The 26,014-nt window shown below is 71.2% G+C and carries 24 protein-coding genes; 9 read left to right on the top strand and 15 right to left on the bottom strand.

What is annotated here, in order from left to right; genetic code table 11:
- Positions 1 to 49: 49 nt before the first annotated feature.
- The 5 genes from ACZ4WS_RS10935 to ACZ4WS_RS10915 all read right to left on the bottom strand — a co-directional run bounded on the left by ACZ4WS_RS10935 (position 50) and on the right by ACZ4WS_RS10915 (position 5,418).
- Positions 50 to 895: an SGNH/GDSL hydrolase family protein gene (locus tag ACZ4WS_RS10935; RefSeq protein WP_467979163.1), complete on the bottom strand. Its 846-nt coding sequence runs from the start codon at positions 893 to 895 to the stop codon at positions 50 to 52.
- Positions 892 to 2,046 (bottom strand): glycosyltransferase, encoded by a 1,155-nt coding sequence (locus ACZ4WS_RS10930; protein WP_467979161.1) that lies wholly within the window; start codon positions 2,044 to 2,046, stop codon positions 892 to 894. Before ACZ4WS_RS10930 ends, ACZ4WS_RS10935 begins: the two co-directional genes overlap by 4 nt.
- A complete protein-coding gene (locus ACZ4WS_RS10925; protein ID WP_467979159.1) occupies positions 2,043 to 3,167 on the bottom strand; it encodes a glycosyltransferase family 4 protein in 1,125 nt (374 codons plus the stop codon). The genes ACZ4WS_RS10930 and ACZ4WS_RS10925 overlap by 4 nt, the downstream gene beginning before the upstream one ends.
- Before the next feature lie 139 nt (positions 3,168 to 3,306).
- Positions 3,307 to 4,725 (bottom strand): HEAT repeat domain-containing protein, encoded by a 1,419-nt coding sequence (locus ACZ4WS_RS10920; RefSeq protein ID WP_467979155.1) that lies wholly within the window; start codon positions 4,723 to 4,725, stop codon positions 3,307 to 3,309.
- 300 nt (positions 4,726 to 5,025) lie between these two features.
- Complete coding sequence (locus ACZ4WS_RS10915) at positions 5,026 to 5,418, bottom strand: ankyrin repeat domain-containing protein (protein WP_467979154.1); 393 nt, start codon at positions 5,416 to 5,418, stop codon at positions 5,026 to 5,028.
- A gap of 259 nt (positions 5,419 to 5,677) precedes the next feature.
- Here ACZ4WS_RS10915 and ACZ4WS_RS10910 point away from each other — a divergent pair, with 259 nt between their 5' ends.
- Positions 5,678 to 5,872, top strand: a complete 195-nt coding sequence (locus ACZ4WS_RS10910; RefSeq protein WP_189188106.1) for a hypothetical protein — start codon at positions 5,678 to 5,680, stop codon at positions 5,870 to 5,872.
- Between the two features lie 40 nt (positions 5,873 to 5,912).
- Positions 5,913 to 7,514: an ATP-binding protein gene (locus ACZ4WS_RS10905; protein WP_467979151.1), complete on the top strand. Its 1,602-nt coding sequence runs from the start codon at positions 5,913 to 5,915 to the stop codon at positions 7,512 to 7,514.
- Between the two features lie 143 nt (positions 7,515 to 7,657).
- Here ACZ4WS_RS10905 and ACZ4WS_RS10900 read toward each other — a convergent pair whose 3' ends face one another.
- Positions 7,658 to 9,157, bottom strand: coding sequence for an SCO1417 family PLP biosynthesis transcription factor (locus ACZ4WS_RS10900; protein ID WP_467979149.1), 1,500 nt, complete (start codon positions 9,155 to 9,157; stop codon positions 7,658 to 7,660).
- Positions 9,158 to 9,221: 64 nt separating this feature from the next.
- Between ACZ4WS_RS10900 and yczE the strand changes: the two genes are divergently transcribed.
- The 4 genes from yczE (at position 9,222) to ACZ4WS_RS10880 (ending at position 12,724) form a co-directional block, all read left to right on the top strand.
- On the top strand, positions 9,222 to 9,938 hold the full coding sequence (gene yczE, locus ACZ4WS_RS10895) for a membrane protein YczE (protein ID WP_467979147.1): 717 nt from the start codon (positions 9,222 to 9,224) through the stop codon (positions 9,936 to 9,938).
- Positions 9,935 to 10,702 (top strand): glycerophosphodiester phosphodiesterase, encoded by a 768-nt coding sequence (locus ACZ4WS_RS10890; protein WP_467979145.1) that lies wholly within the window; start codon positions 9,935 to 9,937, stop codon positions 10,700 to 10,702. The genes yczE and ACZ4WS_RS10890 overlap by 4 nt, the downstream gene beginning before the upstream one ends.
- A gap of 42 nt (positions 10,703 to 10,744) precedes the next feature.
- Positions 10,745 to 12,094, top strand: a complete 1,350-nt coding sequence (locus tag ACZ4WS_RS10885; RefSeq protein ID WP_467979143.1) for an MFS transporter — start codon at positions 10,745 to 10,747, stop codon at positions 12,092 to 12,094.
- Positions 12,095 to 12,349: 255 nt separating this feature from the next.
- Positions 12,350 to 12,724 carry an RNA polymerase-binding protein RbpA gene (locus tag ACZ4WS_RS10880; protein ID WP_003977404.1) on the top strand — a complete coding sequence of 125 codons (375 nt, stop codon included), beginning with the start codon at positions 12,350 to 12,352 and terminating at the stop codon, positions 12,722 to 12,724.
- Positions 12,725 to 12,943: 219 nt separating this feature from the next.
- Here the strand turns inward: ACZ4WS_RS10880 and fxsA are convergent, their stop codons facing one another.
- The 4 genes from fxsA to ACZ4WS_RS10860 form a co-directional block, all read right to left on the bottom strand.
- A complete protein-coding gene (gene fxsA / locus ACZ4WS_RS10875) occupies positions 12,944 to 13,516 on the bottom strand; it encodes an FxsA family membrane protein (protein ID WP_467979140.1) in 573 nt (190 codons plus the stop codon).
- Between the two features lie 102 nt (positions 13,517 to 13,618).
- Complete coding sequence (locus ACZ4WS_RS10870; protein ID WP_467979138.1) at positions 13,619 to 14,407, bottom strand: polyprenol monophosphomannose synthase; 789 nt, start codon at positions 14,405 to 14,407, stop codon at positions 13,619 to 13,621.
- A gap of 541 nt (positions 14,408 to 14,948) precedes the next feature.
- Positions 14,949 to 16,574: an amidohydrolase gene (locus tag ACZ4WS_RS10865; protein ID WP_467979137.1), complete on the bottom strand. Its 1,626-nt coding sequence runs from the start codon at positions 16,572 to 16,574 to the stop codon at positions 14,949 to 14,951.
- Between the two features lie 47 nt (positions 16,575 to 16,621).
- The gene (locus ACZ4WS_RS10860; protein ID WP_354777579.1) at positions 16,622 to 17,062 is read right to left on the bottom strand and encodes an Lrp/AsnC family transcriptional regulator; all 441 of its coding nucleotides are present in this window, start codon (positions 17,060 to 17,062) and stop codon (positions 16,622 to 16,624) included.
- 266 nt (positions 17,063 to 17,328) lie between these two features.
- Here ACZ4WS_RS10860 and ACZ4WS_RS10855 point away from each other — a divergent pair, with 266 nt between their 5' ends.
- The gene (locus tag ACZ4WS_RS10855) at positions 17,329 to 17,766 is read left to right on the top strand and encodes a hypothetical protein (RefSeq protein ID WP_467979135.1); all 438 of its coding nucleotides are present in this window, start codon (positions 17,329 to 17,331) and stop codon (positions 17,764 to 17,766) included.
- 25 nt (positions 17,767 to 17,791) lie between these two features.
- Here ACZ4WS_RS10855 and ACZ4WS_RS10850 read toward each other — a convergent pair whose 3' ends face one another.
- The 3 genes from ACZ4WS_RS10850 to ACZ4WS_RS10840 all read right to left on the bottom strand — a co-directional run bounded on the left by ACZ4WS_RS10850 (position 17,792) and on the right by ACZ4WS_RS10840 (position 21,652).
- Positions 17,792 to 18,904: a phosphotransferase family protein gene (locus ACZ4WS_RS10850; RefSeq protein ID WP_467979133.1), complete on the bottom strand. Its 1,113-nt coding sequence runs from the start codon at positions 18,902 to 18,904 to the stop codon at positions 17,792 to 17,794.
- A gap of 31 nt (positions 18,905 to 18,935) precedes the next feature.
- On the bottom strand, positions 18,936 to 20,066 hold the full coding sequence (locus ACZ4WS_RS10845) for an Rv3169 family protein (RefSeq protein WP_467979131.1): 1,131 nt from the start codon (positions 20,064 to 20,066) through the stop codon (positions 18,936 to 18,938).
- A gap of 413 nt (positions 20,067 to 20,479) precedes the next feature.
- Entirely contained in the window at positions 20,480 to 21,652 is a 1,173-nt protein-coding gene (locus tag ACZ4WS_RS10840; protein WP_467979284.1) for an acyl-CoA dehydrogenase family protein, read from the bottom strand.
- Between the two features lie 332 nt (positions 21,653 to 21,984).
- Here ACZ4WS_RS10840 and ACZ4WS_RS10835 point away from each other — a divergent pair, with 332 nt between their 5' ends.
- Complete coding sequence (locus tag ACZ4WS_RS10835; RefSeq protein ID WP_467979129.1) at positions 21,985 to 23,241, top strand: glycoside hydrolase family 18 protein; 1,257 nt, start codon at positions 21,985 to 21,987, stop codon at positions 23,239 to 23,241.
- A gap of 47 nt (positions 23,242 to 23,288) precedes the next feature.
- On the opposite strand, the gene ACZ4WS_RS10830 is transcribed toward ACZ4WS_RS10835, so the two are convergent.
- Both ACZ4WS_RS10830 and ACZ4WS_RS10825 read right to left on the bottom strand, forming a co-directional pair.
- Positions 23,289 to 23,999 (bottom strand): TetR/AcrR family transcriptional regulator, encoded by a 711-nt coding sequence (locus ACZ4WS_RS10830; RefSeq protein WP_467979127.1) that lies wholly within the window; start codon positions 23,997 to 23,999, stop codon positions 23,289 to 23,291.
- A gap of 160 nt (positions 24,000 to 24,159) precedes the next feature.
- Positions 24,160 to 24,306 carry an SCO1431 family membrane protein gene (locus ACZ4WS_RS10825; RefSeq protein WP_467979126.1) on the bottom strand — a complete coding sequence of 49 codons (147 nt, stop codon included), beginning with the start codon at positions 24,304 to 24,306 and terminating at the stop codon, positions 24,160 to 24,162.
- Positions 24,307 to 24,535: 229 nt separating this feature from the next.
- Between ACZ4WS_RS10825 and ACZ4WS_RS10820 the strand changes: the two genes are divergently transcribed.
- Positions 24,536 to 26,002 carry a M1 family metallopeptidase gene (locus ACZ4WS_RS10820; protein WP_467979124.1) on the top strand — a complete coding sequence of 489 codons (1,467 nt, stop codon included), beginning with the start codon at positions 24,536 to 24,538 and terminating at the stop codon, positions 26,000 to 26,002.
- Positions 26,003 to 26,014: the final 12 nt, after the last annotated feature.

Here is a 26,014-nt window from a genome sequence, read left to right as displayed (position 1 = left end):
CGAAGGGCCCAGTGCCGACGCCGAAGGGCCCAGTGCCGACGTTGAACCGTCACGCCGCGTCCGGCTGTTCCGCCACCGACAGCGCGGCCAGCGCGGACGCCACGGCGTGCGAGGCGCTGAGGTCGAGGCGTGCGCTGGTGCCGCGCGCCCGGTGGCGCACCTCGTCCGCGGCGAGCGTGAGCAGCTGCGGCAGCAGGTCCGTGCACCGCCGGGCCACCCACCCGGTCCCCGCGGTGGCCAGCCACCACAGGCTGGCCGACCGCGTGGGCGCGGGAAACTCGGGCTCGGCCGAGGGCGGTGCCCCGGTGGCGATGCCCTCCTGCGCGAGCAGCGCGTGGAAGCGAAGGGCGAGTTGCCGGTGTCCCCGCTCCCCCGGGTGCAGCCGGTCCGCGCTCCACATCGCGCGGTCCATCAGCCAGTCGCCCTCCGCCGCGTGCAAGTGCACGGCTTCGTAACGCTCGGACAGCGCGTGCACGACCGTGTTGACCGCCCGCTGCCGTCGGGCCAGCGGCCGCGCCAGCACCCCCGGCAGCCCGAGCATCGCGCCGGGATCCGGCAGACATGCCGTGAGCAGGACGGCGTCCTGCTCACGGAAGGCCGCGTACACCTGGTCGAGCCGGGCTGCCACGGCGTGGATGTCGAAGGTGCACCGCAGGGTGTCGTTCACCCCGATCACGACGGACACCACGTCCGGGCGGAGGGCGAGCGCCGCCAGTGTCTGCCGCTCCAATACGTCGCGCGTCTGGGCCCCGCTCACCGCGAGGTTGGTGAACTCGACGGAGGCGTTCAGCCCGTCGGCGAGCAGCGCGGCCCACCCTCGCCAGGCCTCCCCCACGGGGTCGCCCACCCCTTCCGTGAGGGAGTCCCCGAGGGCCACGAACCGAAGGGGTCTCATCCGACGCCCTCCTGCAAGCGCGGCCGCGCCTGGGCCACCGCGTCGTGCGCGGCGAGGAAGCCGTCCACCGCGGCGTCCCAGCCGAAACACTCCGCACGCGCGCGTGCGGCTTCCCTGCGCTCGCCCTCGGGACGCCCGAGCAGCAGCCGCACCGCGTCCGCGAAGGAGTCCCCGCTGTCCGCCGCGGTGGCCCCGGCGGACCCGACGACCTCCGGCAGCGCGGACAGCGCGCTGGCCACCACGGGGGTACCGCAGGCCATCGCCTCCAGGGCGGCGAGCCCGAACGTCTCGGCGGGCCCGGGTGCCAGGCACACGTCGGCGGAGGCCTGCAGCGCGCCGAGCAGGGCCCGGTCGGAGACATGTCCGAGGAAGGTGACGGGCAACCTCCGCTCCCGGGCCCGCTGTTCGAGCCGGGCCCGCAGCGGTCCGTCCCCGGCGACGACGAGAACAGCACGCTGTCCGCGCCGCAGGAGCGCCTCGAGCGCGTCGAGGGCCGTGCCCGGCCGCTTCTCGACGGACAGCCGGGAGCACATCACGAGCAACGCCTCGTCCACGCGCGCGTAGTGGGCGCGCACCCCCGGATCCCGCAGCGTGGGGTGCCGGCCCACCAGATCGACGCCCAGCGGGGCGCGTACGACATTGCGGGCGCCGATCCGGACGAACTCGCGCTCGGCGAACTCCGTGGTGCACACGACCCGCGCATAGGTGTGTGCCGTACGGATGTTGAGGGCGTCGGCGGTCCGCCGGGCCATCCCCTCGGGGAGCCCCCAGGTCCGCAGCACCCCGTCGGCGGTCTCGTGGGACACCATCACGGCGGGCACCCGCGCCCGCCGTGCCCACACTCCGGTCCAGCGCAGGGTGGTCCGGTCGGAGACCTCGAGGCGGTCGGGTGCGAGCGACTCCAGGAGCCGGGCGACCCGCCGCTTGTCCGTGAGCACGCGGTAGCCGCCGGTCCCCGGCAGCAGCGGCCCGGGCAGGGTGATCACCCGGCCCTGTTCGGTCTCGCGGTCGCTCGCGCGCTCACCGGGGATGATGAGCACCGGTTCGTGACCGGCCGCCCGGTAGCCGGTGCCCAGCTCCCGCAGTGCGGTGCGCAGGCCACCGGACGCGGGGGCGACGAAGTTGGCCAGCCGTACGATGCGCAGGCTCATGCCGCCACCAGCTTCCGCGCGGACAGTATGTCGGTGTAGTGCCCGATGAGCTGGTCGCCCACGGCGGCCCAGGTGCGGCCCTCGACCATGGCACGCGCGGCGGCGCCGTAGGCCGTCCGCAGCGCGGGATCGGCGGCCAGGGCCCACACCGCGTCCCGTACGGCGGCCCCGTCGCGCGGCGGCACCAGCAGTCCCGTACGCCCGTGGGCCACCAGGTCCAGCGGTCCGCCCGCGGCGGGCGCGACGACGGGCACGCCGCTGGCCATGGCCTCCTGCACGGTCTGGCAGAAGGTCTCGAAGGGGCCGGTGTGCACGAAGACGTCCAACGAGGCGAAGATCCGGGCGAGTTCGTCGCCGGTACGACGCCCGAGGAAGGCGGCGCCGGGAAGGGCGCCGGTCAAGGTCGTTTCGCTGGGCCCGTCGCCCACGACCACGACGCGCACGCCGTCCAGACCACAGACACCGGCGAGGAGCTCGACCTGCTTCTCGGGGGCGAGCCGGCCGACGTAGCCGACGATCAGCTCACCGTTCGGCGCCAGCTCTCGGCGCAGCGCCTCGTCCCGGTGGTCGGGACGGAAGCGGACGGTGTCCACTCCGCGCGGCCACAGCCGCACCCGGGGCACACCGTGTGCCTCCAGGTCGTTCAGGGCGGCGCTGGACGGGGCGAGCGTCCGGTCGGCGGCGGCGTGCACGGAACGTATCCGCCGCCACGCCGTGCCTTCGCCCGCACCCATGTACGTACGGGCGTATCCGGCGAGGTCGGTCTGGTAGACGGCCACGGCGGGGATGCCGAGCCGGGCGGCGGCCGCCATGCCGCGGACGCCGAGGATGAAGGGGCTGGCCAGGTGGACGATGTCGGCGCGGTGTTCGGTGATCGCCGCGGCGACGCGTCGGCTGGGGAGGGCGACGCGGACCTGGGGGTAGCCCGGGAGCGGTAGGGAGGGGATACGGACGACGGGGCACGGCGCGAGGGCGTCGGGCCCGCTCCCGGCCGCGGTGGCCGGGGCGACGACGAGGGGAGCGTGACCGCGATCGACGAGGTGCCGGGCGGTCTGGAGCGCGCAGTGGGCCACGCCGTTCACATCGGGGGGAAAGGATTCGGTCACGATGACGACACGCATACCCGTGTTGTCTCCGTGCTGGACGTGGCCGCGTCAACGTCGATCTTTCCGGACGGGGAACGTCCCATGAGCGTTGCACTGCACACCCGTCCAGGTCAGCCCGCGTCCACGCCCTCCTGCCTCCCGGGTCACCGCACGTTCATACGGCGGGCATGTCGGGCCCGATCCGGCTGCGTACCGCTGTCTGGACGTCCGCCTCCTCGGCCGGATCCGCCGCCAGCCGGCGCAGCTGGTCCACCACCCGCGCATCACCGGTCTCGGCATGCCGTGCGGCGACCTCGCGAGTGGTCTCCTCGCAGTCCCACAGGCATTCGACGGCGAAGCCGGCGGGGAAGGAGGGATCGGTGGCGGCGAGGGCGCGGGCGGCGCGCCCGCGCAGATGGGACGAGGCCGTCTCGCGGTACACATGGCGCAGCACGGGTGCGGCACAGACGATGCCGAGCCGTCCGGCGCCGTCGACGAGGGTCCACAGGGTCGGCGCGTCGGGGCCTTCGCCCCGTACCGCTTCCCGCAGTGCCCCCAGCACCAGTTCACTGTCCTGCGCTCCGCCGCGGCAGGCGAGCACCCGTCCGGCGGCGGCGCCCAGGGCGTCGGGCCGGTGCGCCCAACTTCGGGCCCGGTCGACGGCGGCGACACTGCGCATCCGCTCGAAGGCGTCGACGGCGGCGTCGGCGACGGTCGTCGAACCGTCGGCCACGGCTCCCTCGATGAGGTCGAGGGCGTCCGGATCATTGCCGTCGGCGAGGTAGCGCAGGGCGGTGCAGCGGGCTCCGTCGCCACCGCCGCGGGCGGCCTCGACGATCTCCGGCCGGTCCTCGGGGCCTGCGACGGCCGTCAGGCAACGGGCGGCCGGGACATGGAGCGCGGCTCCGCGTTCGATGCCCTGCTGGGCCCATTCGAAGACGGCCCGCACGCTCCACCCCGGACGGGGCCCTGATGGTCGCATCTGGCGCTGCCAGCGGTCGAAGGACCCGGCTTCCTGGGCGGCACGCACGCGCGTGCCGATCGATTCGCGCGGGTCGTCGGCCCACAGCCGCCAGGGCCGCGGTTCGAAGGCGTCGCGCACGGCGGCGGCGAGTTCGGCCTCACCCTCCGCGTCGGCCGGGAAGCGGGCGAGTACGGGCACGGCCAGGGCGCGCAGACCCGCGTCGTCGTCGCGCAGGGCCAGCTCGTCGAGAGCCCAGGCCCAGTTGGTGCCGAAGGCGGCGTACCGCCGCAGCAGTTCGAGGGCGTCCCGCCTGCCGTACGAGGCGAGGTGCCCGAGGACCGCGAGGGCGAGCCCGGTGCGGGACTCGCACGTGTCGAGGACGTCCTCGACGTCGAAGAGATGCCGCTCGATCTCGTCGAGCTCACCGCTCAGATCAAGGTAAAGACGGGCGTAGTACAGGGAGCGGTTCTCCACCTGCCAGTCGTGGCGGGGGTCGCGCAGCACACAGTGGTTCAGTGCCGCGAGCGCTTCGGCGCGCGGTGCGGTGAGCGCGTGCAGCGTGCCGTCGCCGCGGCCCCTCTGGAGGAGGCCGAGCAGCGTACCGCTGGGCGCTATGACCGGATCGAACATGGGAAACAGCCTCACATCAAGCGTCGACGCAACCGGGATCCTGCATTACCTGGCCGCGTGACAACACGTCGGAGCGCCCGCCGTTTCTTGCTTGCTGTAGACCATCTTCCTCTGCCTCTCGTCGGTGGCCCATGCGGGCCGCATCACGGCCCGCGCGGTGCGGCAACACCTGCCCAGCCATCGCGTCCGTAAATCACGACGTCATGATGACTCGGCAGTTCTTCCTGCCGCGACCGTATTTCCGGCGGCCCCGTTCCGCCTCCCCTTTTTCTTGCGTTTCGCCTGGTCAGAGCGTTCGAGTCAGTGTGCGCCGAACAGTTCGAGCAGTTCCGTCTTGCCGAACATGCGCGCTGTGTCGACGGCCGAGGGCGTGCCCGCGGCGGGATCGGCGCCGCCGTCCAGGAGCACCCGGATCACGGCCTCCTCGCCCTTGAAGACGGCCCCGGCGAGCGGTGTCTGGCCTCGGTCGTTGATCCGGTCGGCCTCGGCGCCGCGCTCCAGCAGGGCCCGTACCGCGTCGGCGTGGCCGTGGTAGGCGGCGAGCATCACGAGCGAGTCACCGCGGTCGTTGGTGAGGTTGGCCGGAACACCCGCGTCCACATACGCCACGAGCGCCTCCGTCTCGCCACGGCGCGCCAGATCGAAGATCTTGGTCGCCAGCTCCACGACCTCCGGGTCGGGGGCTTCACTCATCGGCCGGACCGCCTCTCACTGCAACCGTTCGGGTGAATCGCCAGCGTACTGGCTCCACCAGGACATGACCGGCACTGTCCACGGCAAAGATCACAGCAGACCCGCTGGACACAACAGACCTGCTCAGGTGACCCAAGACGGCTCCGGCATCTGGGTGAAATCGGCAGAGATTCACCCAGTTGCACCTTTTATCGTATGGATACATGCTGTGATCCTGGAAGTACTCATGGTGACTGTCCCCACGAACCAGGAGACTCAAATGATCCTGTCCATGTCAGGTGTGGTCCTGCTCGGCGTCGTCGTGTTCCTCTTCTTCCGCAAGGACGGCCTCAAGGCGTCGCACTGCCTGGTGTCGACCTTGTTCGGCTTCTACCTGGCCAGTACGGCCATCGCTCCGAGCATCAAGGCCGGCGGGGAGAGCCTGGCGAGCCTGCTCGGCGGGATCAAGTTCTGACCTCGCCCGTCCCTCTCGCACGCACCATCAGGAGACAGCAGTGGCCCGGCGCCCTCTCCCCCGCATCCTCAGCAGCGGCAGCGCACAGATCGCCCGAAGCCGGGAGCTGGCCCGGACGGCAGCCGACAGCGCCACCGACGTCCTCCACCCACTGATCACGGTCTCCCGAGGACTGCGCCGGCTGGCAGGTGCCGGACGGCGCAAGTGGGCCGACACCCCCAAGGACCGGCGCGGGCCGCTGCTGTTCCTGGTGGCCTCGGTGATCCTGGTCGTGGCTCTGGTGCCGTACGGGCCGCTGCTCGCCGCCATCGGCCTGATGGCGGCGGCAGCCTGGACCGGCCGCGACCGCACCCCGTCGACGCCCACGGGCCCCGACGAGGCGCAGACCGGGCGCCTCCAGTCGCTGTACGAGGCCCTTGTCCCGTACTTCTCCGCGGCCGAGGACCCCGATCCCCTCTACGCCCACGGCGGCGACTGGGAGAAGACCTTCTCCTCGTACGACTTCGACGACGACGGACGCGTGTCCCGTCTCCTCATCCGCTATCCGGCGTACTTCACGGACGGCGAAACGGAGTCCCGCGCCCGGATCGAACAGCTGCTGCACGCCAAGTCGGGCCGCGGCCGCGAGTATCACTTCGACTGGGACGAGGAGGGCAACGAACTCACCGTCACCGTCCTGCCGCCCCTCCCCACCGACATCGCCGCCCAGCGCTTCGTCACCGCCCCCGGCGAGACGGTCCTCGGCTTCACCGACCCGGCCGACGTCCAGCGCACGCTCCCCCTCACCTACGGTGAGGAACAGCGCGACGTTCCGCCCGTCGTCTGGCGCACGGGGGGCCGTTCCACCGAGCCGCACCTTCTGGTGGCAGGCGAACCCGGCAGCGGCACGACCACGCTCCTCCGCTCGATCGCCCTCCAAGCCCTCCAGTACGGCGATGTCGTCATCGTCGAGGGCGGCGCCACCGGTGAGTACGCGTGCCTGACCGGCCGGGACGGTGTGCTCGCCATCGAGTGCGGGCTGGCGGGGGCGCTGGCGAGCCTGGAGTGGGCCGCCCATGAGACGGAGCGGCGCCTGATCGCCGCGAACCGTGCCCGTCAGGCGGGGCATCCCGCCCCCGATGACACCAAGCGCCCTCTCTGGATCCTGCTGGACCGGCCGAGCGCCCTCGGCCACCTCGCCGCCGCCGACGGCCGCAAGGACCCCCAGGCGCTCCTTCAGGTCCCCCTCCGCCACGGGCGCGCGGCGGGCGTCACGGTCGTCGTGGCCGAGCACTTCGACGGCCTCGACTCCCTCAGCGAGGCGGTCCGCCAGCACACCCGCGCGCGCGTGGTGCTCGGGCCGACGTCCTCGGACCAGCTGGAAGCGATCCTCGGCGCGCCGCCGCACACCACGCCCACCCGCGACGTCCCGCCCGGCCGCGGGTATGCCCGCCTGGGTACCGGGCCCGTCCTTCGCCTCCAGGTTCCGGCCACCCCTGACCCCTACGACGACGCCACGAGTGAGACCCATCGGCAGGCCGTCCTGGAACTCCTCCCGGAGCGGACGACGCCTGCGGACGCGGAGCCGACGCCCGCGGACGCGGAGCCGGTGCCTGCGGACGCGCAGCCGGTGCCTGCGGAGGCCGCGGTGGCGGAGAGTTAAGGCGGTTTCTCGCCCCCGCCACCCCTACCCTTCCCATCCCCAGGGGGCTGCCGCCCCCAGACCCTCGCCGTCGGCCTGAACGGCCTCGTCCTCAAACGCCGGACGGGCCAAAGGCCTACGCCCGGCGGGGCCGACAAGTGCCCCTACGCCACGAACGTCCGAGGCGGCTCGCTCCCTGCGGACACCCCCGTCTCCACCAACCGCGCCGCCGCAGCCAGCCGCACCGCCGCCTCCTCGGCCACCGCACCCCCCACGGTGAACGGCAGCCGCACATACCCCTCGAAGGCCCCGTCCACCCCGAACCGAGGCCCGGAGGGCACGCGTACGCCCACCCGCTCACCCGCCTCGGCGAGCCGCGACCCGGACAGTCCACCCGTCCGCACCCACAGCGTGAGCCCGCCCCGGGGGACAGAGAACTCCCACCCGGGCAGCTCCCGCCGCACGGCGGCGACGAGTGCGTCCCGGTTCTCCCGGGCCTGTTCCCGCCGAATCTCCACGGCCTGCTGCCAGCCCCCGGTGCTGAACAGCCAGTTGACGGCCAGCTGCTCCAATACGGGCGTGCCCAGGTCGGCGTACGCGCGCGCGGAGACCAGGCTGCGGATGATGTCGGGAGCGGCCCGCACCCATCCGATCCGCATCCCCGCCCAGAACGCCTTGCTCGCGGAGCCGACGGTGATCACCGTCGACCCGGCCGGGTCGAAGCTGCACACGGGGCGCGGCATCTCCAACCCCTCGTCGAGGTGCAGTTCACTCATCGTCTCGTCGACGACCAGCACGGTGCCCGCGGAACGCGCCGCGTCCACCAACCCCCGCCGCTGGTCCTCGCCGGCCAGGGCACCGGTGGGGTTGTGGAAGTCGGCGACCACATAGGCGAGGCGGGGAGCCGAGTCCCGCAGCACCTGCCGCCAGCGATCCATGTCCCATCCGGAGAGCCCCTCGGCCATGGCGACGGGGACCAGCCGGGCTCCGGCCTCGCGCATCAGCTGAAGGATGTTGGCGTACGAGGGCGACTCGACGGCGATCCGCTCACCGCGGCCGGCGAAGAGATGACAGATCGCGTCGATCGCGCCCATCGCCCCGGTGGTCACCATGATCTGCTCGGGCATGGTCGGAATGCCGCGCGCCGTGTACCCCTCGGCAATCATCGAGCGCAGCGCGGGCAGGCCCGCCGGATAGTCGCCGTGCGTGTGTGCGTACGGCGGCAGCTCCTCCAGAGCCCCCTGCACGGCACGGGTGAGCCACGGCTCGGGCGCCGGCAGCGACGCGCAGCCGAGGTCGATCATCGACCCGAGGGCCTCGGGCGGCAGCGGCTCCAGGCCGCGCGCGGGCAGCGGATTCCCCGCAGGCACCGCGGTCCAGCTGCCCGCTCCCCTGCGGGACTCCAGGAACCCCTCGGCGCGCAGCGCCTCGTAGGCCGCGGCGACCGTCGTACGGCTGATGGACAGGGACAGCGCGAGCTCCCGCTCGGCGGGCAGCCGCGCGGCGACCGGCACCCGGCCTTCGAGCACGAGCAGCCGAATGCCGTCGGCGAGCGCGCGATAGGCGGGCGGACGGCGGGTGCCCGGCCCCGCGGGGCGCTCCTGCTGGGAGTTGAGCAGCCGGGCGAGCTGTGCGGCACCCACCGCCGAAGTCCACTGCGCCATGATTCCCAGTCCACCTTCCCCGAATTGGCCTTGGATGGAATCTCCAACCAAGCCACAGAATGTCATGCGCCAGGCCACTACCACCACAGGGGGGCATCACTTGTCCACACGCTCCATACGCGCCGAACTGTCCCGGTCCCGGCGGATCCCGCGCCGGCTCGTCCAGCTGTACGTCGGCCTGGCGCTGTACGGCGCGAGTTCGGCCCTGCTCGTGGAATCGGGCCTCGGTCTGGAGCCCTGGAACGTGCTGCACCAGGGCCTTGCCGAGCTGACCGGCCTGACGATCGGGGTGGTGTCGATCATCGTGGGCGCGGCGGTGCTGCTCCTGTGGATCCCGCTGCGCCAGCGCCCCGGCCTCGGGACGGTCTCCAACGTGTTCGTGGTCGGCATCGCCATGGACGGCACGCTCGCCCTGGTGCCCGACGCGCACACCCTGGCCGTACGGATTCCGCTGCTCGTGGCGGGCATCCTGCTGAACGGCGTGGCGACCGGCCTCTACATCTCGGCCAGCTTCGGTCCCGGCCCGCGCGACGGGCTCATGACGGGCCTGCACCGGCGTACGGGCCGCTCGATCCGTCTGGTGCGCACCGCCCTGGAAGTGGCGGTGGTCGCGACCGGTTTCGCGCTCGGCGGCACCGTCGGCATCGGCACGGTGCTGTACGCCGTCGCGATCGGACCCCTCGCCCAGCTGTTCCTGCGCATGTTCGCCGTCCCCACAACACCGACCGGCAGCACCGTCGTTGCCGCCGGTCAACCGGAGCGCGCGATACTGCCCGGGTGAGCACGCGCATACGCCACCCGTACCTCGACCACCCCGGCCCGATCGCCTTCGCGCACCGGGGCGGGGCGGCGGACGGCCTGGAGAACACCCTCGGCCAGTTCCGGCGCGCGGTGGAGGCGGGCTACCGCTACATCGAGACCGACGTGCACGCGACGGCGGACGGCAAGCTCGTCGCCTTCCACGACGCGACCCTCAACCGGGTGACGGACGGGGCGGGCCGGATCGCCGACCTCCCCTGGGAGGACGTGTGCCACGCGCGCGTGGCGGGCAAGGAGCCGGTCCCCCTCTTCGAAGAACTTCTCGAAACGTTCCCCGAGGTCCGCTGGAACATCGACGTCAAGGCCGAACCCGCCCTCCACCCGCTGCTCGACCTGATCGGCCGCACGGACTCCTGGGACCGCGTCTGCGTCGGCTCCTTCTCCGAGGCGCGCGTCGCCCGCGCCCAGCGCCTGGCCGGGCCGCGCCTGGCGACGTCGTACGGCACCCGCGGTGTGCTCGGCCTCCGGCTGCGCTCGTGGGGCATACCGGCCGCGCTGCGCCGCTCGGCCGTCGCCGCCCAGGTGCCGGAGTCCCAGTCGGGCGTGCCGGTGGTCGACCAGCGCTTCCTCCGCGCCGCCCACGCGCGCGGGCTGCAGGTGCACGTGTGGACCGTGAACGAACCGGAACGGATGCACCGGCTCCTGGACCTGGGAGTCGATGGCATCATGACCGATCACATCGACACGCTGCGCAAGGTCCTGGAGGACCGGGGCACCTGGGTCTGAGCCTCCTCGCGCGGTCCGTTCACGGGGAAGCGAGGAGCACGGGTGGGCACTGACACCGTGCGGGCACAGGCGGCCGACGAGGCCGCCGAGCGGCGGCGCGAGCAACACGGCTGGTACTTCTACGACTGGGCCTGCTCCGTCTACTCCACGAGCGTGCTGACCGTCTTTCTGGGGCCCTATCTGACGTCGGTCGCCAAGCACGCGGCGGACGCGGACGGCTTCGTGCACCCCCTGGGGATCCCGGTCCGCGCCGGTTCCTTCTTCGCGTACGCGGTCTCCGCGTCCGTCATCCTGTCGATCTTCGTGATGCCGCTGGCGGGCGCGGCCGCCGACCGCACGGGCCGCAAGAAGCCGCTGCTCGCGGCCGCCGCCTATGTGGGCGCCGGGGCCACCACGGGCATGTTCTTCCTGGCCGGCGACCGCTATCTGCTGGGCGGCCTGCTGCTGATCGTCGCCAATGCCTCGGTGGCGGTGTCGATGGTCCTCTACAACTCCTACCTGCCGCAGATCGCCCCGCCCGAGGAGCGCGACGCCGTCTCGTCCCGGGGCTGGGCGTTCGGATACGCGGCGGGCTCGCTGGTCCTGGTCGCCAACCTGATCCTCTACACGGCGCATGACACCTTCGGTGTCTCCGAGTCGACGGCCGTCCGCATCTGTCTGGCCTCGGCGGGCGTCTGGTGGGGCGCCTTCACCCTCGTACCGCTGAAGCGGCTGCGCGACCGCCCTACGGCCGGCGTCCAGGCGGCGTCCGGGCACGGCTGGCGGCAGTTGGCCGCCACCGTCCGGGACATGCGCGGCAAGCCGCTCACGCTCGCCTTCCTGCTCGCGTACCTCGTCTACAACGACGGCATCCAGACGGTCATCTCGCAGGCTTCGGTGTACGGATCGGAGGAGCTGGGGCTCGGCCAGTCGACCCTGATCGTCGCCGTGCTGCTGGTCCAGGTGCTCGCGGTCGGGGGCGCCCTGGGCATGGGGCGGCTGGCGCGCACGTACGGCGCGAAACGCACGATCCTCGGCTCGCTCGTCGCCTGGACCGTGACGCTCGGCGCCGGGTACTTCCTGCCCGCCGGCGCACCCGTCTGGTTCTTCGTCCTCGCCGCCGGCATCGGTCTCGTCCTGGGCGGCAGCCAGGCGCTGTCGCGCTCCCTGTTCTCGCATCTCGTGCCGAGCGGGAAGGAGGCCGAGTACTTCTCGGCGTACGAGATGAGCGACCGCGGCATGAGCTGGCTGGGCCCACTTTTGTTCGGGCTGACCTACCAGCTGACGGGAAGTTATCGGGACGCGATCATCTCGCTGGTGGCCTTCTTCGTCATTGGTTTCGTGCTGCTTGCGCGGGTTCCGGTGCGGCAGGCGGTGCGCGACGCGGGCAATCCCGTACCCGACAGGATTTAGCGCCCGAGGCCAAAGGCCGGTAGTGTACGCGTTTGGCCTGCCAGGCGTACCGTTACTGCGCGCCAAAGATACTGGAACGTTGGGTGACATCTGCTGTCAGATGTGACAAACCGGGCGCCGGTGGGTACAACAAGGGGCGGCTACGACGGCGACGCATGACCCGGAACGGGAATCTTTACCGCCGACCGGACGTTGACCGGATGACGACGACAGCGACACCTGTCCTGTGGGCGACAAGCCCGGGAGGCACGATTCATGAGTGAGCGAGCTCTTCGCGGCACGCGCCTCGTGGTGACCAGCTACGAGACGGACCGCGGCATCGACCTGGCCCCGCGCCAGGCCGTGGAGTACGCATGCGAGAAGGGACATCGTTTTGAGATGCCCTTCTCGGTCGAGGCGGAGATCCCGCCGGAGTGGGAGTGCAAGGTCTGCGGGGCGCAGGCACTCCTGGTGGACGGCGACGGCCCTGAGGAAAAGAAGGCCAAGCCCGCGCGTACGCATTGGGACATGCTGATGGAGCGGCGCACCCGAGAGGAGCTCGAAGAGGTCCTCGAGGAGCGCCTGGCGGTTCTGCGCTCCGGCGCGATGAACATCGCGGTACATCCGCGGGACAGCCGCAAGTCCGCGTAACCCCTCCGGGGGTTGAGCGGCATACATAGCACGCGCGTCACCGCGGGCGCCGTACGTTTACCGTACGGGGTCCGCGGTTTCGTGCGTTTCGGCTCCGCCGGTGTCTGTGTGGTCAGTGGCGGTCTGTGGGGGGCTGCTGTTCCTGGGGGCTGCGCCCCAGCCCCCCCCATCGCCCTGACGGGCTCGTCCTCAAGCGCCGGACGGGCTGCAACCCGCACCTCAGCGATTCAGAGGTGGCCGCGTCTCAGAGCCCGGCTCCTGCGGGCCCTCGTCCCTGATGACCTCGCCCTGGACCACCTTGCCGTCGGGGCGGTGGATGCGGGCCTGCTGGAAGGCGTCGCCGAAGGTACCCGGGGCGGCCGCGCGCATCTTGCGGTCGAGGGTGCGCTCCGCATAGCGGCTGAGGGCCTTCTGGACGGGCGGGATGAGCAGGAGGAGGCCCAGGGCGTCGGAGATGAGGCCCGGGAGCATCAGGAGGAGGCCGCCGAGCATCATCAGGCCGTTCCCGTTGCCGCCCCCGCTGGTGGGGGCCACGCCGCTCTGCTGCTGTTGCAGCGTCTCGCTGAGGTTGCGGAAGGCCCGGCGGCCGGCCCGCTTGATGACCACGGCGCCGAACACGAATCCGGCGACCAGCAGCAGGAAGACCGTGAAGCCGCCCGCCGCCCCCGCGACCAGGGTCAGCAGCCAGATCTCCAGCACCAGCCACGCCGCGATGCCGAGCGGCAGGAAGGTGCGCAGCCGCGAGCGCCGCGGGCGGGCGGGGTGCGTGGGAGTCGGAGCGCCAGTCGTCATGCACCCAGTGTGCCTGGGCGCGGCTCAGTACGGGATAAGCGGATGATCAACGGCAGCTGTGGATCAGCCACGGCAGCTGTGCATCGAGCCCGGGACGCGACGTCAGGAAGACTTGCGGCCCGTGATCCGCGCGACCCGCTCCCCCACGCCCCACGTGGTGACCCGCCACAGGGCCTCCACGAGGATGTCGCGGCTCATCTTGGAGTCGCCGAGTTCCCGCTCGACGAAGGTGATGGGCACCTCGACGACGTGGAATCCGGCCTTGACGGCGCGGCGGGCCAGGTCGACCTGGAAGCAGTACCCCTGGGAGGCGACCTCACCGAGGCCGAGGCCTTCGAGGGTCTCGCGGCGGAAGGCGCGGTAGCCGCCCGTGACGTCCCGGATCGGCACGTCGAGCAGAACGCGGGAGTACAGGCTGCCGCCGCGGGAGATGAACTCACGGGACTTGGGCCAGTTCACGACGCGCCCGCCCGGCACCCAGCGCGAGCCGAGCACGAGGTCGGCCCCCTTGAGGGCGGTCAGCAGGCGGGGCAGCTCCTCCGGCTGGTGCGAGCCGTCGGCGTCCATCTCGACGAGTACGCCGTAGTCGTGCTCCATGCCCCAGCGGAAGCCCGCGAGGTAGGCGGCGCCGAGGCCTTCCTTGCCCTTGCGGTGCAGCACCTGGACGTGGTCGTCCTCGGCGGCCAGCTCGTCGGCGAGCTTGCCCGTCCCGTCGGGGCTGTTGTCGTCGGCCACCAGGACGTGCGCCTCGGGCACAGCTGCGCGCACCCGGCCGACGATCTTCTTGATGTTCTCCGCCTCGTTGTAGGTCGGAATGATCACCAAGGCGGTGCCGAGCGGGCCGAACTGCCTCCCCTGGGCTCCTGCCGCGAGGGTCCCGTCGTCGTTCACTGCTGCCCCTTCGTGTCCGTACGCAGGGGTCCACCATAGTGCTCTCAACCTGCGCCGCTGCGTCGCAGCGTCAGTACCAGGGTGTCGATTCGGCAAGAGCCGGGTAAGAGTGGGCGCCGCGAGGGCGAGCTCGTGTGCTGCGGATCGGGGCCCGGCGCCCTTCGGGCCGACCAGGGACCCGCTGGCTGCGGGTCGACCGAAAGCCGTTGTCTACTGAACGTCCGGGCCCCACCCGGGTCACACCTGCCGACTTGTCGGAACGTTCCCTCGCCTCTCGTCGCGCGGGCGCTGGGCCTGGCTCCCAGTGGTGGTGCGCCGGTGCGGCACACCACCCCTGACCCAGCGGCGCTTGGAGGCCGCGCGGAAGTTCCCGGTCGGACGTCCGGTGGTGGACCCGGCCGAACCTACCGGCCACCTGCCGTCACCTGTCAACAGCCGTTCGGCCTGCGGCTTTTCCCTCAATCGCCTGGTCAGTGCGGAGGATGCGCAGGTCGCGCGACGCGGTGGCGGAGGATGATCAGGACCGCGCCACCCCGGCACATCACTCGTTGGGCCGTACGAATACCGCCTGTCCGCCCACCACGGTGCGCAGACAGACGGGCAGGTCGTTGCCGGGGGTCAGGTCGGGCAGCCCCGGGGTGCCCGAGCGCGGGTCGGTGGACCAGCGCGCGACCCGGTCGTCGGGGGCCTGCACGACGAGGGCGTCGGTGCGCCACACGGCGTAGTCGGCGGGCGCACCCGGCACCAGGACACCCGCGTCGTCCCGTCCGACGGCCCGCCATCCGCCGCGCGTATGCGCCGTGAACGCGGCGCGGACGGACACCCGGTGCTCGGGGGTGCGGTGGAAGGCGGCGGCGCGGACGGTGCCCCAGGGGTCGAGGGGCGTGACGGGGCTGTCGGAGCCGAAGGCGAGCGGGACCCCGGCGCGCAGCAGGGCCGCGAACGGGTTGAGCGTGCGGGCCCGTTCGGCGCCGAGGCGCTGGGCGTACATCCCGTCCTCGCCACCCCACAGCGCGTCGAAGGCGGGCTGCACGGACGCGGTGAGGCCGAGCTCGGCGAAGGCCGCCACCATCTCGGGGATGAGCATCTCGGCGTGCTCGACGCGGTGCCGTGCGGCGCGCACGCGGGCGAGTCCGACCTTCTCTGCGGCGATGCGGACGCCGTCGACCACGGAGGTCACCGCGGCGTCCCCGATGGCGTGGAAGCCCGCCTGGAGGCCCGCCTCGGTGCAGGCCACCACATGCGCGGCGACCGCGGCGGCGTCGAGGTAGGCCGTGCCGGTGTGCTCGGCGTCGGCGTACGGCTGGTGCAGGCAGGCGGTGTACGAGCCGAGGGAGCCGTCGACGAAGAGGTCGCCGGCGGCGCCGATCGCGCCCAGGGAGCGTGCCTTCTCGACGCCCTCTTCGGCCAGCTCGGCCCAGTAGCCCACGACCCGGGGCCCCGGCTCCTCGGCGGCGAGGCGCAGCAGGCCGGTGAAGTCGTCCTCGGAGGAGATCTCGGGGCCCGCGCACTCGTGGACGGAGCCGATGCCGAGCGAGGCGGCGTGGGCGAGGGCGGCGCGCTGGGCCTCGGTGCGCTGCTGCCCGGTGATGGCGCCGAGCGCGGCGGCCCGCACGGCGTGGTGGGCGTCGCGGGTGAGGGGGGCGTCGGGCACGTACCCGGCCCGTGCGGTGACCCCCGGGACCAGGTCCAGGAGCGCGGTGGTGACCACCGCGGAGTGCACGTCGATGCGGGAGAGGTACAGCGGGCGCCCGCCGGTCGCCCCGTCGAGTTCGGCGCGCGTCGGCGGCCGGCCGCCGGGCCAGCGGGCCGCGTCCCAGCCGTGGCCGAGCAGGACCCGGTCGGCGGGGCGGGCGGCGGCGAAGTCGCGTACGAGAGCCAGGGCCGCGTCCAGGGAGGGGGCGTCGGACAGGTCGAGGCCGGTGAGCGCGAGCCCGGTGGCGGTGGTGTGCACATGGGCGTCGGTGAACGCCGGGGTGACCAGGGCTCCTTCGAGGTCCACGACCTCGTCGACGCCCTCCGCGAAGGCGTCGGCGGCGCCCTCGGAGCCGACCCAGGCGACTTGCCCGCGCTCCACGACCATCGCGGTCGCGAAGGGATCGGCGGGACTGTGGACTTCGCCACCGCGCAGCAGCACGGTGTCCGACGGGGCGGTGCTCTCACTCATGGGGAACAGTCTCGCGCCTCCCGGCAGCCCTCCGGTGCCGGGGTCGGTCAGATCCGTGGTGGCCGCGCCTCGTACGGCGTCGACAGCACCACCGTCGTACGTGTCGACACGCCCGCCAGCGTACGCAGGCGGGCGAGAAGCTCCTCCAGTTCGTGCGGGGTCGAGACCCGCACCTTGAGGATGTAGTTCTCGTCGCCCGCGACGCTGTGGCAGGCCTCGATCTCGGGGACACCGGCGAGGCGTTCCGCGATGTCGTCCGGGGCGCTGGGGTCGAACGGCTTCACCGAGATGAAGGCCGTCAGGGGCAGCCCGACGGCCTCCGAGTCCACGACCGCGGCATAGCCGCGGATGACGCCGCGCTGCTCCAGCCGGCGCACCCGCTGGTGCACGGCAGACGTGGACAGGCCCGTGGCCTTGCCCAAGTCGGTGTAACTCATCCGCCCGTCCGCGACGAGCAGCTGCACGATTTGTCGGTCCAGCTCCTCCATGGCGCAAGAACCTACAGGGCGCTTGATCCCACCGGATACTCAGCGGCGCAGGTCATACCCTGTTTGTGATGTGGCCTAGAGTCACGTGTGAGCCACCCGGGGGACAAATCCACCGGGCCAGGCACCTGCGGGCGGCATGTGACGAACGCCACATGGCCGCAACCGGGTCCGTGATGTTCTCGTGATTACCGCAGAGACGGGACGGGAAGTGCTTGCTGTGGTCGAGGCCGCAGTGCCTTGTCGGCCCACCCGAGGGGGAGAATCCCATGCAGAGTCTTAAGCGCCCTGGTCGTACCGCACCCAAGCGGCAGCAGCCGGTTCTCGAGCCCGAGCCGGAGGGCGTCGAACCGGACGCCCTGGACGGCGAGGAGTTCGACGCGTACGACACCTTCGAGATGTACCGGGTGTTCTGCCCGGACTGCGCGCAGCCCATCGCGCTCCTGGCGGACGAGGAAGTCCTGCCCGAGCACGCGCTGTGCGCCTCGCCGTGGAACCCGTTCGGGCTCACGGTCTGCACCGGCACGGGCCGCGCGGCGGCCGACGCACGGCCCGCGGACGAGACCGCCGAGCTTCAGGAGCAGGACACCGCCCTCCTGTTGACGCTCCCTCAGGGTCTCGACTGGCGGACGCAGCCGTTCTCGCACGTGGGCGGCCCGGGCTCGCGCCCGATGCGGGTCCCCGAGATGCGGCGCCAGGCAGCCTGACGGTCATCGCGTTCAGCGAGCGGGTTCAGCGGCCGACACCCCGTTCCTCCCAGTAGCTGCCCTGCACCATGGCTCGCAGGCTGCCGTGGTGCAGGATCAGTGTGTCCGGGTCCCGGGGGACGGCGACCTCGCCGAAGTGCGCCTGTCGGTAGGCGACGCGCAGCATGACGATCGCGTGTCGCAGGGCGGCGTACAGCGTGTAGAAGTCCATGTCGCGCGGTGTGTGACCGGTGAGTTGGGCATACCGCTGTTCGATCTTGTCCCGGCGCAGGAAGCCGGGCAGTCCGCGCTGACCGAAGCTCACCGTGAGGTCCTGGAAGAAGCGGTGCAGATAGACGGTCCAGCCGAGGTCCACCTCGCGCGGGGCCACGGCCGCCATCTCCCAGTCGAGGACGGCGGCGGGTTCGAACCCCTCGTAGATGACGTTCCCGATGCGCGCGTCACCCCAGTTGAGCACCGCCTCGCCCTCGTGACGCGGCCACAGTGCGTCGAGCCGGTCGAAGGCGCTCTCGATGAGGGGTGAGCGTGACAGTCCGTCAATCACCCATTCGTAGTAGGCGCGTTGGGCTGTGACGTGACGGTGGAGTGGGCTTCCGTCGCCGGGCAGGTCCAGGAAGTCGGCTTCCGTCACGGGGACTTGGTCGTGCAGTCGCGCGAGGAGTCCGACCGAGGCCGCCTCCAGGCGTTCGCGCTCCTCGTCGCTCGCCGCGTGCAGCCAGTTCCCCTCGTACGTATAGGGCATGACGTCCGGCGGCACGCGGCCCTCGACCCGTTCCATGACGAAGAACGGCGCCCCGAGCGGCCCGGGATCCTCCTCCAGCCACCGCACCCGGGGCACCGGCAGATCGGTGCGCTCGGCGACCAGGCGCATCGTGCGGTACTGCCGGGGCATGTCGTAGACGGGGAAGACGGTGTACGCCGCCGGATCCGCCGCCAGCCTCAACGCGCAGGTCCGCAGGGGCGGTTCGAGGTGCTCGATGTCGAAGAGCAGGGTCTCGCTGGACATGCCGTTGGACTCGGGGGCGGTCACGTTCACCGCCTTGGCGCCGGGCAGCCGCGCGCTGAGCCAGGCGGTCAGCCGGCGCGTCAGCTCCTCGGGATCACGTGTGGTCGTACGCGGGCGGGGTGCCGTTGCCATCTCACCACTCCCATCAGGCCGCGAGGGGGATTCAGGGCGCGACCGAGTCGAATCCGGTGAAGCCGCTCGGGTCGTGGCGGCCGAACGAGCCGTGCTCGAAGATCCCGTGGCCGACCTGCCCGTCCAGCGTGAAGCGGGCGGCGTGGTCGATCACCCCGTACCCGGCGAGGGGGTGCGCGGCCGGGTCGGAGAGGTCGTAGACACGGCGGTCGGTCCAGTCGCGTCCGCGCCAGGTGCCGTGCTGCCAGTCGTCGGCGGGCGGATAGCCCGCGCCGACCGCGAGCGGGGAGGAGGTGAGCACCTCCACGCTCAGTTCCATGGGTTTGCGGTCCACCGGATGCGTGAGATGGATGACGGCGGATGAGGGATGGCGGGTGCCGGAGCGGTAGGTGATGTCGGCCTGGGGCCAGCCGAGTTGGAGGTCGCGCTCCCCCTCGCGTACGAGTGTCGCGTCGTTCAGCGTGCGATGGCCGTCGGCGTCCTCCTGGGTGATGACCATCAGGAAGCGGTCCTCGAAGCGCACGGGCGACCAGATCCAGTGAAACCCCTCGGTCGGGTTCTCCTCGGCGAGGCGTCCGCCCTCCTCACCCGGGACGGGGCGCACACCCCAGCTGCGGTCGCGGGTGCCGGTCCACTCGTCCGCGCTCAGGCGTATCTCCTCGCCGCCGACGCGGATCCAGCCGTCGCAGCGGCCCGCCTGCGCGAAGCGCTTGCCCTCCAGCGTGAGGCGTCCGCCGCGCCGCTGCAGGTGGTGCGGCTCCCAGAGGGCCGGGAAGTCCGCCGACCAGTTGATCTCGTACGACAGTCCGTCCGGGTCCTGCGGATCGGCCGCGCAGCTCAGGACGAAGTCCTTCAGGGGCCGTTCGACGTGGATGCGGAGCGGGCCGACCGCCAGCTCCATCCGGCTGTCGTCCCGCAGCGCGTCCGACGCCCGCACGGCGTGCAGGGTGTCACCCAGCCGCAGGGTGGCGTATGCGTCGATCACCCCGACGTTCGGATACACGCCGAGCCCCAGGATCAGCAGCGCCCGGCCCTGGTGATCGAAGACGTGGAAGATGCAGCGGTCGTACGCGTTCCGGTCGCCGGTCGCGACGTGCTTCATGGACAGGGGGACCTGGTGAACGGGGTACTCGTCGAGGGCAACGGGGCGGTCGTCCGGCACGGCAAGCCTCCCTGGGCGCACGGAAGTTGACGTCACTCGAAGGGGTGCGGCCTCCGACGCGCAGTTGACGGTACGTCAGATACCGGTCCGGGACCAGATACCGCGCTTCGGACGGTCCCCCGCACGGGCTCGCCGCGAACTCACGCTCGAATCCATGGGCCGGTGTCCTGCCTGCCCGCCCGCGCGTTGCCCCGGTATGACCCCTACAGACTCTGCGACCGAGCGTCGGCGCCGGATCCTCGTCCCGGCTCCGGCAGAATCGGTTCGGCTGGGGCCCCCAGCGCCTCAGGATCCCCCCATCTACCGCGCCCTGATCCGCACTTGGACCGATCGCGGCCGTACGCTGCCGGGGCGCCACGACCCGGAGTGGGTCCGGCTGGCGGCGCCGTCGGCGATGTACGGGTACGCGCAGTTCAGCGCGAGTCGGGACCCGCGAGGTGACGGGCGATGACCATCCGCTGGATCTGATTGGTGCCCTCGACGATCTGGAGGACCTTGGCCTCGCGCATATAGCGCTCCACGGGGAAGTCCGCGGTGTAGCCGTAGCCGCCGAGCACCTGGACGGCGTCCGTGGTCACCTTCATCGCGGTGTCCGTGCACAGCAGCTTGGCCATGGCCGCCTGCTTGGAGAACGGCCGGCCCGCGTCGCGCAGCCGTGCCGCGGCCAGATAGAGCGCCCGGCCCGCCTCGATCTGCGTCGCCATGTCCGCGAGCATGAAGCGCAGCCCCTGGAAGTCCGAGATCGGCCGCCCGAACTGCTGCCGCCCGGTCGCGTACGCCACGGCCTCGTCCAGGGCCGCCTGGGCGACACCGATGGCACAGGCCGCGATGCCGAGCCGCCCTGAGTCGAGCGCGGACAGGGCGATCGCGAAGCCCTGGCCCTCGTCGCCGAGGCGCCGGTCGTCGTGGACCCGCACGCCGTCGAAGTGCACCTGCGCGGTGGGCGAGCCCTTCATGCCCATCTTCTTCTCGGGCAGCGCGGCGCTCAGTCCCTTGGCGTCGCCGGGCACCAGGAACGCGGTGATACCCCGCGCGCCCTCGCCGCCGGTGCGCGCCATGACCGTGTAGAAGTCGGCGACTCCGCCGTGCGTGATCCAGGCCTTGGTTCCCGTGATCACCCAGTCCTCGCCGTCCCTCACCGCCTTCGTCCGCAGGGAGGCGGCATCCGAACCGGAGGACGGTTCGGAGAGGCAGTACGCGCCGAGGAGGCCGCCGCCGAGCATCGCGGGCAGGTGCTCGACCTGCTGTTCCTTGGTGCCGTAGTTCGCGAGGGCGTGACAGGAGAGGGAGTGCACGCTGACGCCGAGGCCGACGGTGAGGCGGGCCGCGGCGAGCTCCTCGAGGACCTGGAGATAGACCTCGTACGGCTGGTCTCCGCCGCCGTACGCGGAGTCGTAGGGCAGACCGAGCAGCCCCGATGAGGACAGCAGGCCGAAGACATGGCGCGGGAACTGTCCGGCGTCCTCCTCCTCGGCCGCCTTCGGGGCGATCTCGTGCTGCGCGATGTCGCGAACGAGCGAGATCAGATCCCGGGCCTCGTCCGTGGGCAGTTGACGGTCCACCGGCTGCGGGGCGCGGTCGGGCATGGCGACGCTCTCCTCCCTGTCGGGCATATCGGCGAACGCACACCTGGGTGGGGGTGCTCCGCCGGGTCTCACCTGGCACAGCCGATGCTTCCGTTCCGGGTCACGGAACCTGCTGACCAGCGGCTGTGGCGCTGTGAGTATGCCCGATCGGAGGCACCGCGTCACCAGTTAACGACCGCTTACTAAAAGAAAGGGAAATTGGTCCGAACCATTGACGCACTGGTCTAGTCCTCCTACTGTTCCCCCAACACGTCACCGCGTTCATGTCAAACAGCACTCAGCAGGTCCAAGCACGACTTCCCCACGCTCCCCTCCCCCACGAGGAGACATCGATGCGCAGACCGCACCGTCCCCGCGCCCGCTTCCGGGCGCTTCTGTCCGCCGCCTGTTGTGCCGTCCTCGGCGCGGGACTGCTGGCCGGAGCCGGCGCCGCGACGGCCGCCCCGGAGTCCAGCACCGCCCAGGCCACCACGCAGGCCACCGCGGCCGGTTCCAAGGTCGTCGGCTACTTCACCGAATGGGGCGTCTACGACCGGAACTACCACGTCAAGAACATCGAGACCTCCGGCTCGGCCGCCAAGCTGACCCACATCAACTACGCCTTCGGCAACGTCACCGGCGGCAAGTGCGCCATGGGCGACGCGTACGCGGCGACCGACAAGGCGTACACCGCCGACCAGTCCGTGGACGGCACCGCCGACACCTGGGACCAGCCGCTGCGCGGCAACTTCAACCAGCTGCGCGAGCTGAAGAAGAAGCACCCGAACCTCAAGGTCCTGTGGTCCTTCGGTGGTTGGACCTGGTCGAGCGGTTTCGGCGAGGCCGCCAAGAACCCGGCCGCGTTCGCCCAGTCCTGCTACGACCTGGTCGAGAACTCCAAGTGGGCGGACGTCTTCGACGGCATCGACATCGACTGGGAGTACCCCAACGCCTGCGGCAACACCTGTGACACCAGCGGCAAGGCGGCGTTCAAGAACCTGATGTCGGCGCTGCGGACGAAGTTCGGCAGCTCCAACCTGGTCACCGCGGCGATCACGGCCGACGCCACCGCCGGCGGCAAGATCGACGCGGCGGACTACGCGGGCGCGGCGCAGTACGTCGACTGGTACAACCCGATGACGTACGACTTCTTCGGCGCCTGGGACGCGACAGGGCCGACGGCCCCGCACTCGCCGCTGAACTCGTACACCGGTATCCCGAAGGCGGATTACCACACCTCCGCGACCATCGCGAAGCTCAAGGGCCTCGGCATCCCGGCCTCGAAGCTGCTGCTGGGCATCGGCTTCTACGGGCGCGGCTGGACCGGCGTGACCCAGGCGGCGCCCGGTGGCACGGCGACGGGACCCGCGACGGGGACGTACGAGCAGGGCATCGACGACTACAAGGTGCTCAAGACGAAGTGCCCGGCGACCGGCACGGTCGGCGGCACTGCGTACGCCAAGTGCGGGAACAACTGGTGGAGTTACGACACTCCGTCGACCATCGCGGGCAAGATGAGCTACAAGAACGCGCAGGGCCTGGGCGGCACGTTCTTCTGGGAGCTGAGCGGCGACACGTCGAACGGTGAGCTGATCAAGTCGATCAACTAGCCGCAGCGGCACGGAAGATGGGGCGGGGGTCGACAGACCTCCGCCTCTTACTCATGCGTGTGCTCATGCGTCTGCTCATGCGTCTGCTCACGCGACAACTCATGGTCCCGGCGGGCAGCGGGCGGGGCCAGGTACGCGGGATCGAGTTCCTCGACCGCGCGCATGGCGCCCCCCAGCATCTTCACCAGCAGCTCACGCATGGTGTCGCGCGGCACCGACTGATGCCCGATCCAGTCGAGAGTGGCGCCTTCGACGCTGTAGAGCCAGCCGAGCAGGGCCATGCGCGGCAGTGGCGCGATCTTGCGCCTTCCGTACGCCCCTTCGGCGATGGTGTCGACGATGGCCGCGCGCACGCCGTCCCGTATGGCGTGCACCTCGGTGTCGAAGCCGACGCCTCCGCTGATGATCGTGCGGTACGCGGCCTGGTTGAGCTCGGCGTAGCGCAGATAGCCGTCGATGGTGCGGTGCACCCGCTCCGCCGGGGGGAGTTCGAGGCCGCTCGCCGCGCGGGAGATCAGGTCGGCGACCGAGTCCTCGATGATCGCGAGGTAATAGCCACGCTTGGACTTGAAGTAGTAGTAGATCAGCCCTTTGGCGACATGCGCCTGGCCTGCGATGTCATCCATCGACAGCGTGTCGTACGAGGTGTCGGCGAACAACTTCCGCCCGATGGAGATGAGTTCGGCGCGGCGCGCCAGTGAGCGGTCGGTGCCGCGCGCCCGTGGGCGGTCGACGCCACGTTGTTGACTATTATTCAATTTCGGACCTGGTCTCCAACTGCCAGCGGGACAACGGCAGTATGGCAGAACGACGCCAGCAGCTCGTTCGACTCCGATCGATCGCTCGGATGTCCCCTGAGGCACCCCTCGCGGAGGGCGGAAGCGGATCGGCTCACGGCCGACCGAGCCGCGTGATGCGTCAGATCAGGCCGAGCTGCGTGACCAGCATCGCCAGGACCACCACGAAGGTCCAGCCCATGACGTGCTCGAGGATCTTCGGGCCGTCGTCCTTGGGGCCGCCGGTGCGGGCGCGGACACGGGTGGCGGTGGCGGAGGTGGCGGTCATGGCATCTCGCTGACGTAGTGGTGCGGTGGAATCCCCCGCCTCCCGTCGGCTCCCCACCGACTCGACCACCTTGCCACCGAAGCGGGTTTCAGCGGTAGAGACCTTGGTCACCCCCACACTTCGATCAGGTTCGAATGCCGCTGAATTCCACAACGCTGTGAAGGAACTGTGCGTCTCCTCACACGACAGTGTTCAGTCAACCGAAAGGTCCCTGATGAGCACGTTCCGGATGCCTCGCCGCAGAGCCCGCCTCGCCCTGGCGGCGGCGATCACCGTGGTGGCCGCCTTGACGGGACCGGCCTCGCAAGCCGCTTCCTCGACGTCGAACGCCCCGTCCCCGGGTGCGGCAGGGCTCGGCGACCCGATCTTCCCGCTCGACGGCAACGGCGGCTACAAGGTCAGTCGCTACACCCTCGACTTCGACTGGCAGGCACCGAAAACGCCCTTCGAGGCGTCCACGACGATCAAGGCGACCGCGACCCAGGCCCTGTCCCGCTTCGACCTGGACTTCGCGGGCAACACCCTGCACACGGTGACTGTGAACGGGAAGGCGGCCACCGCCGAGCGCGACGGCGACGAGCTGGTGATCACCCCCGCGAAGCCCCTCGCCCAGGGCAAGGTCTTCACCGTCAAGATCACCTACACCGCCGACCCGACCCAGATGCGCCACCGCGACGACGCCATCGAGGACTACGGCTGGATCCCCACGCCGGACGGCACGGTGCTGTACCCGCAGCCCAACGGCGCCAAGATGATCTTCCCGTCGAACGACCACCCGAGCCAGCGCGCCCCGATCACCTTCCACATCACCACACCGGCCGGACTCAAGGCCGTCGCCAACGGCAGGCTCACCGACCGCACCGAGCAGGCCGACGGGTGCGTGAAGTGGACGTACGACTCCGAACAGCCGCTCGCGACGCAGCTCACCCAGCTCGCCATCGGCAACTTCACCTTCGTCGACAGCACCGGGCCGCACGGGCTGCCGATCCGCGATGTGGTCCCGGACGACCTGGTCGCGCCCACCGAGCAGTACCGCAAGCTCACCGCCGATCACATCGCGTGGCTGGAGGAGCGGCTCGGCCCGTACCCCTTCAACCGGTACGGCCTCCTCGTCGGCGACACCGACCTGGGTGTGGCCCTGGAGACGAACACGATCTCCCTGATCCCGAAGGCCGACCTCCTCGGCGACCAGGTCAGCGCCGAGCGGAACCTCGTGCACGAGCTCACCCACCAGTGGACCGGCGACAGCGTCGGCATCAAGACCTGGTCCGACCTGTGGCTGAGCGAGGGCCACGCCCGCTTCTACGAACGGCTGTACTCGGAGGCGCACGGCGGCGACAGTTTCGAGGCCACGATGAAGACGGCGTACGCGAACCACGACCAGTGGCGCCACGACTACGGCGCCCCGGCCGAGCCGACCGAGCCGAACCTCTTCAAGCGGATGCGGTACGACGGCTCGGCGCTCGTCCTGTACGCGCTGCGCGAGAAGGTCGGCCAGGAGACGTTCGGGAAGATCGAGCGCGCCTGGGTCACCGAGTACCGCGGAAGGATCGCCAGTACGCAGGACTACATCGATCTGGCGTCGAAGGTCGCGGACCAGGACCTCGACGGCTTCCTGCACCCGTGGCTGTACGGCGCGCAGACCCCGCCGATGCCCAACCACCCGGACTGGGTGGTCAATCCGGTCCAGAGCTGAGCGCCGAGGGGC

The organism is Streptomyces sp. NPDC029292, assembly GCF_055569295.1.
This window is presented reverse-complemented; position numbering and strand designations above follow the sequence as displayed.

What these genes read in the sequence shown, in the direction of transcription:
- ACZ4WS_RS10910 (WP_189188106.1), top strand. Translation starts at nt 5,678, where the DNA reads ATGATCCTGTCCATGTCAGGTGTGGTCCTGCTCGGCGTCGTCGTGTTC.
- ACZ4WS_RS10915 (WP_467979154.1), bottom strand. Translation starts at nt 5,418, where the DNA reads ATGAGTGAAGCCCCCGACCCGGAGGTCGTGGAGCTGGCGACCAAGATC.
- ACZ4WS_RS10855 (WP_467979135.1), top strand. Translation starts at nt 17,329, where the DNA reads ATGCAGAGTCTTAAGCGCCCTGGTCGTACCGCACCCAAGCGGCAGCAG.
- ACZ4WS_RS10930 (WP_467979161.1), bottom strand. Translation starts at nt 2,046, where the DNA reads ATGAGCCTGCGCATCGTACGGCTGGCCAACTTCGTCGCCCCCGCGTCC.
- fxsA (WP_467979140.1), bottom strand. Translation starts at nt 13,516, where the DNA reads ATGACGACTGGCGCTCCGACTCCCACGCACCCCGCCCGCCCGCGGCGC.
- ACZ4WS_RS10820 (WP_467979124.1), top strand. Translation starts at nt 24,536, where the DNA reads ATGCCTCGCCGCAGAGCCCGCCTCGCCCTGGCGGCGGCGATCACCGTG.
- ACZ4WS_RS10865 (WP_467979137.1), bottom strand. Translation starts at nt 16,574, where the DNA reads ATGAGTGAGAGCACCGCCCCGTCGGACACCGTGCTGCTGCGCGGTGGC.
- ACZ4WS_RS10850 (WP_467979133.1), bottom strand. Translation starts at nt 18,904, where the DNA reads ATGGCAACGGCACCCCGCCCGCGTACGACCACACGTGATCCCGAGGAG.
- ACZ4WS_RS10860 (WP_354777579.1), bottom strand. Translation starts at nt 17,062, where the DNA reads ATGGAGGAGCTGGACCGACAAATCGTGCAGCTGCTCGTCGCGGACGGG.
- ACZ4WS_RS10825 (WP_467979126.1), bottom strand. Translation starts at nt 24,306, where the DNA reads ATGACCGCCACCTCCGCCACCGCCACCCGTGTCCGCGCCCGCACCGGC.
- ACZ4WS_RS10840 (WP_467979284.1), bottom strand. Translation starts at nt 21,652, where the DNA reads ATGCCCGACCGCGCCCCGCAGCCGGTGGACCGTCAACTGCCCACGGAC.
- ACZ4WS_RS10920 (WP_467979155.1), bottom strand. Translation starts at nt 4,725, where the DNA reads ATGTTCGATCCGGTCATAGCGCCCAGCGGTACGCTGCTCGGCCTCCTC.
- ACZ4WS_RS10880 (WP_003977404.1), top strand. Translation starts at nt 12,350, where the DNA reads ATGAGTGAGCGAGCTCTTCGCGGCACGCGCCTCGTGGTGACCAGCTAC.
- ACZ4WS_RS10835 (WP_467979129.1), top strand. Translation starts at nt 21,985, where the DNA reads ATGCGCAGACCGCACCGTCCCCGCGCCCGCTTCCGGGCGCTTCTGTCC.
- ACZ4WS_RS10900 (WP_467979149.1), bottom strand. Translation starts at nt 9,157, where the DNA reads ATGGCGCAGTGGACTTCGGCGGTGGGTGCCGCACAGCTCGCCCGGCTG.
- ACZ4WS_RS10925 (WP_467979159.1), bottom strand. Translation starts at nt 3,167, where the DNA reads ATGCGTGTCGTCATCGTGACCGAATCCTTTCCCCCCGATGTGAACGGC.
- ACZ4WS_RS10935 (WP_467979163.1), bottom strand. Translation starts at nt 895, where the DNA reads ATGAGACCCCTTCGGTTCGTGGCCCTCGGGGACTCCCTCACGGAAGGG.
- yczE (WP_467979147.1), top strand. Translation starts at nt 9,222, where the DNA reads ATGCGCCAGGCCACTACCACCACAGGGGGGCATCACTTGTCCACACGC.